Raw genomic sequence first — 15,845 nt, 5'->3', positions numbered from 1 at the left:
TTTATTCTCCGTATCTGATGGATATTAAATAGAAAAATACTATACTCATTCAGTACAGCTCGACAAGATTTATTTTGGCTAACTGAGTGGATACTTATATTTCTATCTACAGTTCAACATGACATTTAATTTAACGCTAAAATCTTGAGCATAGGGCTCATACGTGGTTTGCATATAAGCTCTATTGACCAAGCAACTAGGATGCTTAGAATATTTAGCCAATACAACAACACCTACAACTGTCTCTGACGTGAACTGATTGTTGTTATGGTCATATTGTTTTCATAAGCATAATGCTTTGCCATGAGCTAATAGCTTTCAAAATCATATTATTCTCATGAGCACATTATGATTTAAACCACTTTGATGCAGTTATTTTCTAGTGATGCTGGACAAAAAAATTCTAAACGCTACACTACCTCATCTTTTATAGCACTTAAATAACGACCTAACAGGCTACTATTACTATGGATATCATTCTTGCAATTGTTTGGATTTTAGCAATGGTGCTATACAGCTTTTCGAGCGATTATGTTGCTAGCTTTCCTAACCATAACAATCGCGCTGTCCCTTATGTCCGTTGGGGAGCACTTTTAGTCGCTATGGCTTTATCAGCATACTTGTCAAAAGCCTACCAAGAAAATCTACAGGGTAATGGTATGTGGGTGTTTGTTATCGTCGTATTTGTGGTTATTGTTTTAGCGAAGGTCGTTTTTAAATGGGTAATTAACAGACGTTTAAAACGCTAGGCTATATTGGATATTTTTATTGCTCTCAATCTCTCATCTATTGATCTGAACGCCTTATGACAACTGAACATCAAGATAGCCAGCCTGACTCAAACCTTTCTATACCAGCAGAAGACAAACGAGCAGATCGTAGTTTCGATGCTATCGCCGATCATTTTGAAAAGAAAGTGTATGGTGGTTTAAAAGGCGAGATTCGATTGGCCGTATTACGACGTGATATTTTCGAATATAGCGCACAAATGAGTGAGGCGCTTGGGCGACCTTTACATATCTTGGATGTGGGTGCAGGGCTTGCACAAATTGCGATAGAACTTGCTGCTCAAGGTCATAGCGTAGTCATCAATGATATCTCAGAAAATATGCTTGAAAAGGCAAAAGCAAACGCAGAACAGATCGATCAAGCGCTGGATATCACATGGTACGTCTGTCCATACCAAGCGCTTGAAGAAACGCTAGGTAAAGAGGAAAACGATAAGTTTGATTTGATTATGTCGCACGCGCTACTTGAATGGTTGGCAGAACCAGCGGCAGTCATGGACTTTTTTGATCAGCATTTAACAGATGGTGGCGCGCTATCCGTCTGCTTCTACAACCCCGCGAGTTTTGATTATCGCAATCTTATCATGGGGAATTTTAATCTACTCGATAATACAAACTATAAGGCAGACAATAAGAAAAGTCTAACCCCCAACCATCCCGTGGCCAAAGAAGAAGTTGAGTCTTGGCTCAAAGCGCATGATTATCAGACGGTACGTAGCAGTGGTTTACGAGTGTTTCATGATTATGCACCGCTCAAACGTGGCGGTCATAACGATCCAGATGCAGTGATTAGAATGGAGTTGCGCTACTCACAGTTAGAGCCGTACAAATGGCTTGGCCGTTATTTACATATTCTAGCTAAACGTTAAATTGAGACAACAGCTCAAGAGTGGTAAATGCTACTAAACCTCTTCATCCATTCGCGATGATCTATCATATTCTGACCAAGTAGTGGCATTGATGTCTTTTTCATCGAAGACTACGACATGCTCTAGCAAAGGCAGAATGCCAATATGAGAACCGATTGCATGATTATGATGGCTCGCAACCAAGGATAAGACAGTTTGTCCGTCATCTAACTGCAGACGGTACAAGTAGTTAGCACCGCGAAACACACGCCCGATAACCAAAGCTGTCTGCGTACTGTCATCATCATGAATAATATCATCAGGGCGCACGAGTACTTTGATCGGTGTACCATTTGGATAATCATATTCGCAGTACTGTGGTTGTCCTGATTCATCATAGACTTCCATACGGCGATAGATATTCCCCAGTGCCGTCTCAACATGACCTTCTTTGATAATGCCGTCTATCATCGCGCCTTCGCCTACGAATTCAGCGACAAAAGGACTGACAGGCTCATGATACAGCTCGCTTGGCCTTGCCCACTGTACCAATCGCCCTTTATCCATTACCCCTACTTTATCCGCTAACGCAAACGCTTCATTTTGATCATGAGTGACCAAAATCGCGGTGGTATTAGTACGTTTGAGGATATCACGGACATTCATTGCCAATGACTCACGCAGCACCACATCTAGATTAGAGAAGGGCTCATCAAGTAATAGTAGTTTTGGTTTGGGGGCTAGTGCTCTTGCTAGAGCTACACGCTGCTGCTGACCACCAGAGAGCTCATTAGGACGTTTGTCTGCATGCTCAGTCAATTCAACTAAGCTTAGCATCTCAGCCACTCGAGCTTTTTTGTCAGCAGATGACCATTTATTAAGACCAAAGGCGATGTTTTTTGCCACGCTTAAATGACCAAACAGAGCATAGTCTTGAAACACCATGCCCATGCCACGTTTGGCTGGCGCCACTGCAAATGATTGGCAAGCATTTTTTTCAGTTAGGCGCTGATTATTTAGATAGATAGTACCGCCGCGACTTTGCTCCAGTCCCGCGATTGCTCGAAGCGCTGTGGTCTTCCCGCAGCCGCTATAACCTAAGAAGCAACCAATCTCGCCTTGTTCTAGCATCAACGATAGACCGTTGACGACGATAGTATCGTCGTAGCCTACGATGAGATTTTGCACACTAAAATAAGGATCTGTCGCGATATATTTCTCAGTATTTTGTTGTGAGGTATTGCTTTGTTCTACAGTTTTATTCGGCTGCACTGGATTGATTCTATTTTGTGACAGTGGTGATTTTGCTACAGGCGTATGGCTAGCCCGAGCCTTTTCTGACTTAGAATTTGTTGAGTCGTTCATTGAATCAGTGTACATAAACGGTACCAGTTCGCTATTAGTAAGTAAAACCATCGATAAAACAGAGCAAATTATAATATAGCTGACACTACGAGTGTGCTGTTAAACTTATAACAAATTATTGCTATTAACTTTGTTGCTATTAGCTGTGTTTATCGCTTTGACGCAATAGTATCCAGACAGGAAGCAAGCCAACTAACACGATTAGCAAACTCGGTAATGCGGCTCGTCCCCACATACCTTCACTCGTCATTTCAAACACTCGTACTGCAAGCGTATCCCAGCCTTGACGCCGTGTCATTAGCGTAATGGGCATCTCTTTCATCACTTCAACAAAGCCCATCAGTAATGCAGTCAATACACCAGGGCTAAGCACAGGCAGCATCACATGACGCCAGCGCTGATAAGGACTGTCGCTCAGTAATTTTGCAGCAGCTTCTTGATTGACAGTCAATCGCTGCAACTGTCTATCAACTGGCTGAAAACTCACCGTCATAAAACGTGTCGATAGCGCCAGTAGCATAACAATGACACTGCCAGAAAGCACTTGCTGTGAGGTGATACCAAACGCAATCATTTGATTATCAAGCCACGCAATAGGTATAAATATCCCTACCGCCAACACAGTCCCCGGTACGACATAGCCCAAATTGGCTAAAGTGGTCATTAGCTTAGTCGATTTATCAGGATACTGCCGTTTGATCCACGCAATAATAATGGCCAAAAAGGCAATGAATAGCGTGGTCATACTAGCAATCATGAGGCTGTTGGTAACAAAATCAATGTAACGCGCATCAAAATCTTGGCGAAAGTTAAGTGCTGTCCAATAGATGAGCTGTAAGAAAGGAATTAAAAAGGCAACTAAAAAGATCAGCGTACACAGCAGTGTCATGGCGAGCTTAGCAGGTTTACTGGCGTCAAAGCGTTGGCTGCTACCTTGGGTAAGTGAGCTACCACGCTTCGCTTGCCAATACTGCTCAAACAATACCACAATGAAGATCACACCAATGAGCAAGGCTGCTAATTGAGCCGCTGTGGTCAAACTGAAAAAACCAAACCATGCCTTATAAATGGCGGTAGTAAAAGTATCGACATTAAATACAGATACTGCACCAAAATCTGCTAAGGTTTCCATACTGGCTAGCAACAAGCCGCCAATGATCCAAGGCAGTGCTTGCGGTAATGCCAACCGAAAGAACACGCGGCTACGACTCAAACCTAGCATCTGTCCCGCTTCTATCGCTCGCCTGCCTTGCGACAAAAATGCCTGACGCGCGAGCAAATATACATAAGGATAAAACGCTAGCGATAATACCAAGCCTGCGCCCCATACATTTCTTATCGACGGTATGGCAGTACTAATACCGGAATCGCGTAAAGCTGTCTGTAGCGGCCCACTAAAGTCAACAATGCCGATAGTGACAAATGCCAACACATAAGCAGGGATGGCAAGTGGCAACATCAACGCCCACGAAAAGAAACGCTGACCAGGGAAACGATACATACTAGTAACCCAAGCCAGAGCAGTACCAATAGTACCTGAAACGACAGTCACCATAAGCAATAAAATCGCCGTGTTTTTGAGCACTTGCGGCAGTACATAGTCTGCCATGTGTGTCCAAATCTCTGCCACTGGCTGAGTCCACGACAGCAGCACGATTAAAATCGGTACTAGCATAAACAACGAAATCAGCCCTAAGACTGATTTCGAAATAATACGTTTACGAAGGGCGTGGTCTTGGCTGACAGTCTGCTTGTCATTAACACCATCATTGACAGTATCGTTTTGACTAACAGACGCATCTGGCGTTGTGATCATATTATCATTACCGTGTCATACGTATAGAGACCTTGTAAGCTTATACCAACCTTAAAATCGTCATTACATGAATAACTGATCTGTAATGACTAACCTTTGAACCTATTCTTTAAAAGCTGTTGTTTAAAAGCCGTGCTTTGAGAACTATTGTCTAAAAGTTATGATTTTGAGATTGGTATCAATATTACTGGCGATCCCTTATTTATAACCCGCTTTATCCATCATTTGGATAGCTTGAGTTTGTAGTTCACCGAATTTCTGTACATTGATATCATCTTTTTTGAACTCGCCCCATGATCTGAGCATGTCTGACTCATCGATACCTACTTTTACTGGGAATTCTTTGTCAGAGCTAGCATAAAGACCTTGTGCCTCGTCAGATGACAACCACTCTATCAGTTTAAGCGTGCCATCTGGATTGTCTGAACCTGCAACCACACCAGCACCTGAGATGTTTACGTGCGTGCCAGTCGTATCTTGGTTTGCCCAGAATATCTTCACAGGGAAGTTTGGTTTTTCGTCCAATAGACGACCATAGTAGTAACTATTGGCGATACCCACTTCACACTGACCAGCAGCGATAGCTTCTAGCATCGCAACGTCATCACTGAACACGTCAGTCGCTAGGTTATCAACCCACCCTTTGATAACCGCTTCGGTTTTTTCTTCGCCCAAATGCTCCATCATGCTAGCAACAAGCGATTGGTTATAGACCTTTTTAGAGGTACGTAAGCATAGTTTGCCTTTCCATTTTGGATCGGCCAAATCTGCATAAGTAGATAACTGGTCAGCAGTGACTTTACTTGGGTCATAAAAGATAGTACGTGCACGTAGTGACAAACCAGTCCACTGACCTTTTGGATCACGGTATTTTGCAGGGACGTTAGCTTCCAATACAGTAGACGATACTGGCTGTAATAGGCCTTGCTCTGCAGCCTGCCATAAGTTACCAGCATCAACGGTCAATATCATATCAGCAGGAGTATTCTGACCTTCAGCTTTTAGACGCGCCATCAAAGGCCCAGTTTGGTCTGTAACCAGTTCAACTTTTACGCCTGTTTGCTCAGTATAGCGATCTAGCAATGGTTTAATCAGCTGCTCATTACGTGATGAGTAGATAGTAATTGTCTGACCATCAGCAGTCGTAGCTTCGTCAGTTGCTGCTTGCTGCTCAGCACCTGTCTCTGTTGATTCTACTTCTACATTCTCTTCTGTGGTTGAAGAATTACTACAACCCGCCAAACCCAACATCATGCCAAATACGGCTGCAGGTAGGATAAGCTTCGTAGAGGTTAGATTAGCGCTGATAGCGTTCAATGACATGGTTTTCCCCATAGTAATGCTATAAAAAAAGTAAGACGAATGGTGAGACAAAATAACAGTAATTATAACGATGACTTGCTAATCGCTAGCAGTAATCAGGCCATAATATATCAAATCAACATACTAATGGAAGTGAGATTAATTATCAATACATTTGTTTAACTGGTAAATATACCTATGATTAGTCTTTAGCATTGATTTTTAAGAACTATTTTTTACCAGCTCTTTCAATAATTTGGTCTAACGACGCGTTTTAGTGTCCATCTAAAGCAACCATTGCCCTAAGATTGCATTGACCGCAGCTTCTGTTCGCAAAATACGAGAGCCTATATGTACAGGCGTGCAACCCTGCGCTGTCAGCAGTTCTATCTCATAGTCGATCCAGCCACCTTCAGCGCCTATGCAAACTATACTCGGTAGCTCTCGTGATGGTTGTAGTTGTAAAAACTCAGAAAAAGACTGCTGACTATAAGGATGCGCGACAATCGCTCGACTGTTCATTAGGCTTGCAAGTGTGTCTTCAACAAATGGCTTAAAACGTTTTTGTAGCGTAATACTAGGAACAATCGTATCGATGCTTTGCTGTAGGCCTTCTAATACAAACTCGTCAATCCGCTCAAGCATTGGGCTTTGCCAATAGCTTTTTTGAGTACGGTAGCTATTGATAAGAATGATATCGCGTACACCAAGCGCCGTCATATCCATGATTAAACGCCGTAGCACTTTAGGACGTGGTAACGCCAAAATGACAGTTAAATCCAATTTGGCTGGCGGTGCAGTATTCAGCTGGACGTTGCTTAACCGAATACTGTCAGCGGTAATACCTTCAATAACAGCCGTACCAAGATTGCCGCCGATCTGGCCAATTTTAAGCGTATCACCGACTTTCGCGCCCAGCACTTTAGTCACATGGATGACTTGAGACAAGGCATCGATTTTTGCTGTGTCTGATGAGAAATTTTCAGCAGGCAATAATATACAGTTCATAAATTATCTTGGTTAGAAGACAGCTCGATTGCGTCTTCAATCATCGTAAATTGGCGAGTCAGTACCGCTTGCTGCTGTATCGTCATTTGCTCGCCAGCTTGTCCTGCCTGCGCGGCCAATGGCAAATTGCGCAGCCAAGTCTCTAGCTGCGTATAAATACTCACAGCGTCTTCACGGTTATAAGCTGTTTTCTTACGAGAGGATTTTTTGTTCGCCTTTAACTGGTCATTACTGGCAATCTGCGCATTCGAACTACTTGAGTTATTTGACTCGATTGGACGATAGAAGTCATTACTTGGCTGATATAAAGCGCCTACGCTAGCCAGTTTGTCTATCACGCTTTGGCACGACTGAGTGTAACGACCCATCAGTACAGGCGTTGCCACACTTGCAGGCTCTACTGGATTATGCCCGCCAATATCTACCAGTGAGCCGCCCACAAATGCTACATTTGCCAATGTATACCAAGTCATCATCTCACCCATGCTATCTGCTAGATAGACTTGCGTATCTGCACCAATCATATCTCCATCACTGCGCCGAGCCATATTTAACCCAGTTTTTTGAATGAGATCTGCTACTGCATCAAAACGCTCAGGATGCCTAGGGACAATAACAAGCAACGTATCTGCTAATGTCACTTGAGACAGTAGTTGCTGCTGCAATGACAACGCTGCTGCCTCTTCGCCATCATGAGTACTTGCAGCTACCCACACAGGACGATCTGCTATACCAAACCCTGCTCGCAGATCAGCTTTCTTATTATAAATACTATTATCTTCTATCGCTTTATTATCAGTTTTGGACGCATTGATTACCCACTTTAATGAGCCTGCCACGCGAATTTGGGCGCTACTAGCCCCTAGTTGCCGAAAGCGTTTAGCAGAGTCGCCGTCTTGCGCAATAATTAAGGAGAGGTTTTTCATCATACTGGCGCTGACTGCACCAATTTTTTGATAACTCTGAAAAGAAGAAGCCGATAACCTGCCATTGACCAGAATACTTGGGATACGATGCTGCGATAATTTGGTCAAGATATTTGCCCACAGCTCTGTTTCTACAAACAGTGCAGCGCTCGGCTGCACATGCGTCAAAAAAGTCTCGATCACAGCAGGGCTGTCGACTGGCACATAGCTGTGACTCATCTGACCCTGAGCTATCTTTTCTGCAAAACGACTGGCACCACGGGCAAAACCTGTCTGAGTCGTATTGGTCAACCATATCTGATAGCCATTTGCCAATAACATATCTAGTAAAGGCGCAACCGTATTGGTCTCGCCCAATGAGACTGCATGGCACCAAATCACCCCTTTATCGCTATCAGCACTGACCACTGGACACGGTGGATATTGCTTACCAAAACGCTGATCGATTTCCTGCTGGTAGTTGTCGTTTTTATGAGATCGACGCCATACTTGCAGACGATATAGTGGCTTTAGCAGCCCAATAAGAGACTGATAATATAAAGGTGTCTCGTGTACCACACGACTAGGCGATGATACAGGGTCAATTGGATTTGCAGAGTGGTCAGACGGGGTATTAGATGATGGCATGGAGCAGCCCAAATTAGTTATGAATCAAACAATAAAAGGGTAAATGTAGAGCGCGCCAATTCTACCTGAATTTAAGCTGTAACAATAAGCTTTTAAAAAGTTACTGAGTAAATAGTTATTAGATAACGATTGTTAGATAATGATTATTATCAATAAAGCGACTGCGATGATTGCGCCAATTAACAGCTGATAACGCTTGGTGCTATGCTGCTCTTGCTTCTGTGTGGTCAGCAGCATTTCTGCTTGCTGCCATTGCTGAACTAAGTTGGCCGCTTCCGCATGACCATTATCTGCTGCTTGCTCTAACCAGTATCTACCGCTACCTATATCTTGGGATACCCCTACTCCTTGATAATACATTTTACTGAGTAGACGCTGAGCACGGCTGTCGTTTTTGCTAGCGGCTTGATTGACCCATTCTACGCCAGATTTTTTTTGGTTATCACTGCCTGCTGTCAAACCTTCATCTAATAATTCATACATGGCCAAACGTAGCATAGCAGCTGTATTACCATCTTTAGCAGCCGCTTGTAGTAATAGCAACGCTTTGTTTTTTGCTGCGATATGATCATCTGAAAATATAACTTGGCGACGAGGCTTGTCCTGCTTGGCAATATGCTGCTCGAACTGATCCAGTACTTTGCGCGCTTGCTGATATTGAACATCACCAGTTGGTTGTGGCACCGCTATCTCATCTAACTCTACGAGCAGCTGCGTAAACATCTCTGGCGTTGATGTATTCTTTACAGACGACGTAGGCCTAGCTATTGGTTGCACTACTTTAGTCAGCTCAGGCTTTATTGGATTTCCAGACTCAGGAGGCACTACGCTTGTTTGCAACTCAGTTACAGTATCAGGCATAGCAGGCTGAATTGCGCGACTCTCACTATCAGTTACAACTACATTAGCTAGGTTATGCTCAGCTCCTATCGATACTTCCTCTGGCTTGTTAAGAGGAGCATTTAATTGGCTAGTACCGACATGCGTATTTGAATCTGCGCTCGGATTACCACTATCAGTGACTTGATGAGTGGTTACTTTATGTATTGTTGCTTTGTTTGTTGCTACTTTATTCGCTGTTAATTCGGACACTGAATGAACGTCGTTACTTAAAATAGTTGGTAGTCTAAGGCTAACCGCTTGATATAACCCACTCTCTACTTGCCCGCCTTGTACTGCGTCAAACTGCCGATCAATATGACCAAACAGACGCAGCCCTATTGGCTCTAGTGCAAAAAATAAGCGCTCTTTAACCCCGCTATCATCGTAACCAACCGCCATATGCTGATAAAAATCATCGGTGATCAACGTTAGCTCAGGGTAACGTTTACGCAGCTCAAACTGACCATACCAATGTGGCTTGCTTTGCCACTGCTGTGCCAATACACGACCGGCATAAAACGCCAAAAACACCATAAAATTACGATAGCGTTCATCGACCAGTAGCGTCGCCTCTTTCCATATACTGCTCTTGATCATATCTCGGCGCACTTGGGACAATAGCGTATCGATACGCTGTAAACTCTCAAGCGACTCATCTAGTATACAAGCGCGCAGCTCAGTTTCGTAGGCGATACCGCCTGCAATAGGACGCCCAGCTAAGAAATCTTGCCAGTAGCCTTCTGCAATATAGTCCAGTGGCGTTAAAGGTGATGCAGACATAGACGGACGTGACCTCTTTGCAGATAGGTAAAACAAAAAATCATAGGCTATAAGATTGCTACGACTAAAATAATAGAACGGTACTGGTAGATTACCTTACCCTAAAAATCCGAGTGCTACAATAAAGGACTGAACAAGCGCACGACATTATCAAACAAGCGTTTTGATCCGTGACGCTGTTGCCACTCATCACTATCCAAGATTCGGCAGTTTTCTAAATAGACTTCCTGACAGTCCGCTACTTGGGCAACCATTTCTGGCGTATAAATCGCCAAACTGACTTCCATATTTAGATAAAAACTGCGCATATCAATATTAACGGTGCCAAATAGACAGTAGTCATCATCGATAACCACTGTTTTTGCGTGTAGAAAACCTCCTCTAAACAATGCAATCGTTACCCCTGCATCCAACAACTCTTGATAATAAGCTTGAGAAGCATGTTGTACCAGAAATGAATCCACCTTTTCAGGAACAATAATCGTCACATCAACGCCGCGCTTAGCCGCTATCGTCAGCGCACCCGATAGGGACTCATCAGGGACAAAGTAAGGTGTGGTAATACGGATGCGCTTATTGGCACGATGAATCACGGTAACTAACGTATTGTAAATCACATGAGCCGTTAGCTGCGGTGCTGAAGGTATTAGCTGCGCCAAGACTTTGTCCACGACAGGCATCTTTGGTACGACAATCGAGGTGGCGCCTATATCTGGCTGCTCATGACTATCAACCGTATCCGCCAACACCTTCACTCGGCTATTTAGATCATTGATGGTCGGATGCATCACATATAACTTACGGGTGTAGTTATTAACCCGCTGATGCAACTCAGCAAGATTGTCATTACTTTCAGCACCAATATCGGTAACAATTACCTTGGCCATGGCTGTATTGATACTAATTGAGTGCTGGCTAGTCGTTCGTAGCGCCACATCAATCCATTGACCAACATTTTTATTCTGTTTAAAAAACCTTGGATCAACCAAATTGAAGCTACCGATATAGCCGATATGTTCATCGATAACCACCATTTTGCGATGATTGCGCAAATCAGAACGTTTAAATAGCGTCTTAAACAACCCTACTGGCAATGACTGATGGACATAAACCCCTGCTTTTTCTAATTTACGGTGCACGCTACTATTAATAAAGCTAAAGCTGCCCACACTATCGGCCAATATATGACACTCTACGCCGCGCTGAGCCGCGACGGATAGCGCTTCTATGACTTCTAGCACCTGTCCTTTTGGATAGACAATATAAAATTCCATAAGGACAATACGCTGGGCGGCATGGATATCTTCAATCAGACGCTGAAAAATAGAAGCAGGATCAGTCAACAGCTGCATTTGATGATTGGGAAATACACCAAACCCAGTCCAGCGCGTTCCTATTTGACTAACACCGCGGTAGTTGGTTGGTAATAAGTCCTGCCCTTTATCAAAAATCAGATGCTCACGTTTTGCCATATCATTCATCAAGATGCTGGCTTGATCCACGCGTTCACGATAGCGCCGTCCAATCATCGGCTCACCGAGCAGAATGTAAGCCACAAAACCAAATACTGGCAATGTATAAAGCACAGCCACCCAAGCGATAGACACGCCAATATTGCGCTGCACAGAAACCACGCGCAGCGTCATTACTATCATAAGTACAATATGCAGCACCAAACCCAGACCCGCTAAGTCTCCCCAAGTCCAGCTGGTAAAAGTATCTTTAATAGTAAAAGTGTTTATATTGGCCTCCATTAACCGTGTTCAACGAATAAAGCATCCATAGTATAGTAGCTTTTCACCGCCAAACAACAAATAATGATAATAAGTGTATTTTTAGAAATGCTATATAATACATGGCTTTGAGTGCTATTTTTGATAGATTAAAAGTGCGATTTATAATTATTTTCTAAAAACATTAAAATAATATTTGACACCCAACAGTAAATCTATATAATACACACCCACAGCAACGGAGCTTAGTGACAAACTTAAGGGCTCAGTTGATGTTGAATAAATTGCCTAGCAATTGTTCGAAGGGTGATTAGCTCAGTTGGTAGAGCGTCTGCCTTACACGCAGAATGTCGGCGGTTCGAATCCGTCATCACCCACCACTTCTTAGTAAGTGGCTAAACAAGCTAAGAGACCTAAGCAGCGGTAGTTCAGTTGGTTAGAATACCGGCCTGTCACGCCGGGGGTCGCGGGTTCGAGTCCCGTCCGCTGCGCCATATTTAAAACGAATTTAGACTTTCGAGTTTAAGCAAGTTTCGCCTCAAGCATTAGATTGTTTGAGGTTTTTTTGTGTCTGTATATTTTGCTTAGACATTGTTTATATAGCTGCTGCGCTACCTAACACTTAACTCGCATGCAAATATTTCAGTACTATGGACGTTGACTTATTCGGCTCACACTAGCGATTAACGCTACCATCACTACACCCATGATAATTAGAATACCAGACATCATATGCGCCGCCTCATAGTTGAGCGCCTCTACTTGCTCATATATCGCAATCGATACCACCTTAGTCTCACCTGAGATGCTGCCGCCTATCATCAGTACAACCCCAAACTCTCCAATGGTATGAGCAAAGCTTACCAAACTACCCAAAATAATACCCACCCGCGCTTGCGGTAAGGCTACTTTCATAAACCGTCGCATACGACTTGGTTCTAAGAGATGAGCAACTTCTGTGACACTTTGTGGAATACGCAAAAACTGTGCATAGACAGGCTGTATATAAAAAGGCAATGAGTAAATAATAGAACCAATGACCAGACCCTCAAAGGTAAAAATTAGCGGGCTAATATTATGTTCGCTCAACCATTTACCGATACCTACACTAGGACTGAGCAGTAACAGTAGATAAAAACCAATCACGGTAGGTGGTAGCACCAGAGGCATCGCAATGATGCCCATGAGCAGTACCTTAAGACGTCCTATTGCTTTTATACGGTTCGGCTTAGCCAACCAGTAAGCGATAGGCGTTGCAAATAGTAATAGACATAAAGTGGTCACGCAAGCGAGCTTGATGCTCACCCAAAATGGACTGAGCATATCTGACATAAGAGACTGGTCGATCATATGATGTCACTGCTCGTTCTATGATGAGAGGGGTTAGTCTAACGTATTACTGGACGGCCAGATAGCCTGCTTGTAAGAAGTGCTGCTGCCCTGCTTTTGAGCGCAGGTAGTCGGTGAAGTCTGCTGCTTGGTCAGTGTTATTAACGATTATCCCATCTTGTAAGATAGCTGGATAAGACGCTGGCAGCAAAGTGATAAACTGCTCAGGCTTGGCTTTAATCGCAACAAGCTGAGACTGTGCTACAAAACTATAGTCCACACTACCCGTATGCGCATATTGAAATGCTTGACCGATATTCTCTGACTGTATCAAACTTTTTTGAGCGCTTAATTTGTCATACATCTTTTGTGATTGCAGATAGGCTTTTGCAGACGCACCATAAGGGGCAAGTTCAGGATTGGCAATGGAAATCTTGCTATCATCTGTGAAACTAGCATTTGTAAACGCGTCAATAAGAGATGCTGGCGTAAAGTCATTCAAAGGTTTTGTGACACTATAGAGCGCTAATTGACCTCTGGTATACGTAAAAGGCTTGGTTAGCTTATTATCTTCGTTAATAGCATCAGCTGAATTTTCATCAGCCAATTTAGCAGGGAAATCTTGATTGGCAGACAAGAATATATCATACGGTGCTCCTGCTTTGATTTGCGCATATAACTTGCCAGAAGAGGCATAAGTAACTTCAATATCTGAGATACTTGAAACATTTTGGGCAGATGAGCTGTTATCAGCCTGATAGCTATCAATGATATGAGGGAGTACATCAGATAAGTTAGCAGCTGCAGCAATACGCAATGTGTGAGATTGCTCAGAGGTATCAGCAAGCGCCTTATCAGCGTCTGTGTCTTGCGTACAAGCATTTAGTGACAATAGCAGACAAGCAGATATACAAACAGTAGCTAATGACTTAACCATTATTACTGAGCCATTTAGACGAGTCGTCTTCGTAGTATTCTTGCTTCCACACAGGAATGTCCGCTTTGATAGTATCTAATATCCAGCGACACGCATCAAATGCTGGATAACGGTGCGCTGACACTACCCCAACCCACACAGCTACATCACTAATCTCTAGCGCTCCAATTCGATGTATCGCAATAGCATGCGTAATTTCAAAACGCTTTTTGGCTTCTTCTATAATGGCGCGGCCTTGATTGATTGCCAAATCTTCATAACCATAATAGGTAAGGCTATCAACGCTCGTGGCATTATTATGGTTGCGCACGCGCCCTTCAAAACAAACAAACGCGCCGCAGCTGTCATTATCTAACGTACTTTTTAGCCTATCTTCGTCTATAGCAATATCTAGTAGCGCAAAACCATCACGCTCAGCGATAAGGTAAGCTTCGTCAGCACTACGTTTGATGCTCATTGAATGATCGTGGACGTTGTCGGTCATTTTTCTTCTCTATTTATTATTTTTTCTTTATCGCAACTGAATAGCCACTGACACTGAATAGCCACTGACACTGAATAGCCACTGACAAAATGGACACTAGTAAATGCTTGTCTAACCACCAGCCACTGGCGTGATGAAAACCACGCTATCACCATCATTTATCTGGTCAGTCCATTTAGCAAAGTAGTCATTTACTGCAACGCGAAGCTCTGACTGCGGACGACTAAAGCGATGCTTTTGGTTAAGCTGTTCGTATAGTTCAGTTAGTGACGTATCCTGCTGTACGCTTACTGTCTCTTGCTGACAATTGGCCTCGTCAGCCAAACTGGCAAAATACATGACATTAATTTTCATCGTTGATTCGATATTAGCTGTCATATCGATAGCACTCATAAACCTCTCCATCTTATGCAAGCTTCCTTGCTTGGCACTTAGCATATTTTTATTAATTGATTGGTTGATTAATTGATGACGTACTCTGCAATTTCGTCATTTTAAGCATGACTATAATCTGACTTGCCACCTGTCTTTTTAACCAAATGAATATCATCTATAACGATGTCATGCGATAGCGCTTTGGTCATATCGTAGATAGTCAAACAGGCAACGCTAACCGCTGTTAGCGCTTCCATCTCCACCCCTGTCTTATGCGTGACCTTGACCACCGCCCTGACCGTGATGCTGCTGAGCGCGTCGTTATACTCAAAGCTTAAGCCTATCTTGTCTAGCGGTAGTGGATGGCAAAGTGGTATCAGATCATGAGTGCGTTTGGCTGCCATGATACCAGCGATATGAGCCGTTTGCGTGATGCTGCCTTTTTTGGTCATACCATCAGCCGCTTTAATCTGCGCATAAATCTCACTGGGAAAGCGTACCTGACCAGTGGCATTGGCTTCTCGCGTCGTTGCTGTCTTACCACTGACATCGACCATGGTAATATCACCATCACTATCTAAGTGAGATAAAGTAGATTGCTGATTTATCTGAACGCTGTCACTCATTTATATAACCTTTTCTATG

Annotated in this window: 14 protein-coding genes and 2 tRNA genes; 4 read left to right on the top strand and 12 right to left on the bottom strand. The window is 43.3% G+C overall.

Annotated features, from left to right (window positions below):
- The first annotated feature begins 467 nt into the window (after nt 1–467).
- Complete coding sequence (locus tag ABFV72_RS00505; protein WP_101206189.1) at nt 468–749, top strand: hypothetical protein; 282 nt, start codon at nt 468–470, stop codon at nt 747–749.
- 56 nt (nt 750–805) lie between these two features.
- Nucleotides 806–1,657, top strand: a complete 852-nt coding sequence (locus ABFV72_RS00500; RefSeq protein ID WP_347161786.1) for a methyltransferase domain-containing protein — start codon at nt 806–808, stop codon at nt 1,655–1,657.
- Nucleotides 1,658–1,690: 33 nt separating this feature from the next.
- Here ABFV72_RS00500 and ABFV72_RS00495 read toward each other — a convergent pair whose 3' ends face one another.
- From ABFV72_RS00495 to ABFV72_RS00465, 7 genes are all read right to left on the bottom strand, one after another.
- Nucleotides 1,691–3,016, bottom strand: coding sequence for an ABC transporter ATP-binding protein (locus ABFV72_RS00495; protein WP_347161784.1), 1,326 nt, complete (start codon nt 3,014–3,016; stop codon nt 1,691–1,693).
- A 124-nt stretch (nt 3,017–3,140) separates the two neighbouring features.
- Nucleotides 3,141–4,817 carry an ABC transporter permease gene (locus ABFV72_RS00490; protein WP_347161783.1) on the bottom strand — a complete coding sequence of 559 codons (1,677 nt, stop codon included), beginning with the start codon at nt 4,815–4,817 and terminating at the stop codon, nt 3,141–3,143.
- 198 nt (nt 4,818–5,015) lie between these two features.
- Nucleotides 5,016–6,140, bottom strand: coding sequence for an extracellular solute-binding protein (locus ABFV72_RS00485; RefSeq protein ID WP_347161781.1), 1,125 nt, complete (start codon nt 6,138–6,140; stop codon nt 5,016–5,018).
- A gap of 264 nt (nt 6,141–6,404) precedes the next feature.
- The gene (locus ABFV72_RS00480) at nt 6,405–7,127 is read right to left on the bottom strand and encodes a 16S rRNA (uracil(1498)-N(3))-methyltransferase (RefSeq protein WP_347161779.1); all 723 of its coding nucleotides are present in this window, start codon (nt 7,125–7,127) and stop codon (nt 6,405–6,407) included.
- The gene (locus ABFV72_RS00475) at nt 7,124–8,680 is read right to left on the bottom strand and encodes a 3-deoxy-D-manno-octulosonic acid transferase (RefSeq protein ID WP_347161777.1); all 1,557 of its coding nucleotides are present in this window, start codon (nt 8,678–8,680) and stop codon (nt 7,124–7,126) included. Before ABFV72_RS00475 ends, ABFV72_RS00480 begins: the two co-directional genes overlap by 4 nt.
- A 132-nt stretch (nt 8,681–8,812) precedes the next feature.
- The gene (locus ABFV72_RS00470) at nt 8,813–10,342 is read right to left on the bottom strand and encodes a tetratricopeptide repeat protein (RefSeq protein WP_347161775.1); all 1,530 of its coding nucleotides are present in this window, start codon (nt 10,340–10,342) and stop codon (nt 8,813–8,815) included.
- 116 nt (nt 10,343–10,458) lie between these two features.
- Nucleotides 10,459–12,096 (bottom strand): cardiolipin synthase, encoded by a 1,638-nt coding sequence (locus tag ABFV72_RS00465; protein ID WP_347161773.1) that lies wholly within the window; start codon nt 12,094–12,096, stop codon nt 10,459–10,461.
- 283 nt (nt 12,097–12,379) lie between these two features.
- Here ABFV72_RS00465 and ABFV72_RS00460 point away from each other — a divergent pair.
- Nucleotides 12,380–12,455: transfer RNA gene (locus ABFV72_RS00460), tRNA-Val, on the top strand.
- Between the two features lie 37 nt (nt 12,456–12,492).
- A tRNA-Asp gene (locus ABFV72_RS00455) sits at nt 12,493–12,569 on the top strand.
- Between the two features lie 154 nt (nt 12,570–12,723).
- On the opposite strand, the gene modB is transcribed toward ABFV72_RS00455, so the two are convergent.
- The 5 genes from modB to moaC form a co-directional block, all read right to left on the bottom strand.
- Nucleotides 12,724–13,425 carry a molybdate ABC transporter permease subunit gene (modB, locus tag ABFV72_RS00450; protein ID WP_347161771.1) on the bottom strand — a complete coding sequence of 234 codons (702 nt, stop codon included), beginning with the start codon at nt 13,423–13,425 and terminating at the stop codon, nt 12,724–12,726.
- Between the two features lie 46 nt (nt 13,426–13,471).
- Nucleotides 13,472–14,341: a molybdate ABC transporter substrate-binding protein gene (gene modA / locus ABFV72_RS00445; protein ID WP_347161769.1), complete on the bottom strand. Its 870-nt coding sequence runs from the start codon at nt 14,339–14,341 to the stop codon at nt 13,472–13,474.
- On the bottom strand, nt 14,334–14,825 hold the full coding sequence (locus ABFV72_RS00440; RefSeq protein WP_347161767.1) for a molybdenum cofactor biosynthesis protein MoaE: 492 nt from the start codon (nt 14,823–14,825) through the stop codon (nt 14,334–14,336). The genes modA and ABFV72_RS00440 overlap by 8 nt, the downstream gene beginning before the upstream one ends.
- Nucleotides 14,826–14,936: 111 nt before the next feature.
- Nucleotides 14,937–15,218: a MoaD/ThiS family protein gene (locus ABFV72_RS00435; RefSeq protein ID WP_347161765.1), complete on the bottom strand. Its 282-nt coding sequence runs from the start codon at nt 15,216–15,218 to the stop codon at nt 14,937–14,939.
- Nucleotides 15,219–15,319: 101 nt separating this feature from the next.
- Nucleotides 15,320–15,826, bottom strand: coding sequence for a cyclic pyranopterin monophosphate synthase MoaC (gene moaC / locus ABFV72_RS00430; RefSeq protein ID WP_347161763.1), 507 nt, complete (start codon nt 15,824–15,826; stop codon nt 15,320–15,322).
- Between the last annotated feature and the right edge of the window lie 19 nt (nt 15,827–15,845).

The organism is Psychrobacter proteolyticus (genome assembly GCF_039762275.1).
Lineage (GTDB): Bacteria > Pseudomonadota > Gammaproteobacteria > Pseudomonadales > Moraxellaceae > Psychrobacter > Psychrobacter proteolyticus_C.
The sequence above is the reverse complement of the archived record's forward strand: the minus strand, read 5'-3'. Positions and strand labels throughout refer to the sequence as shown.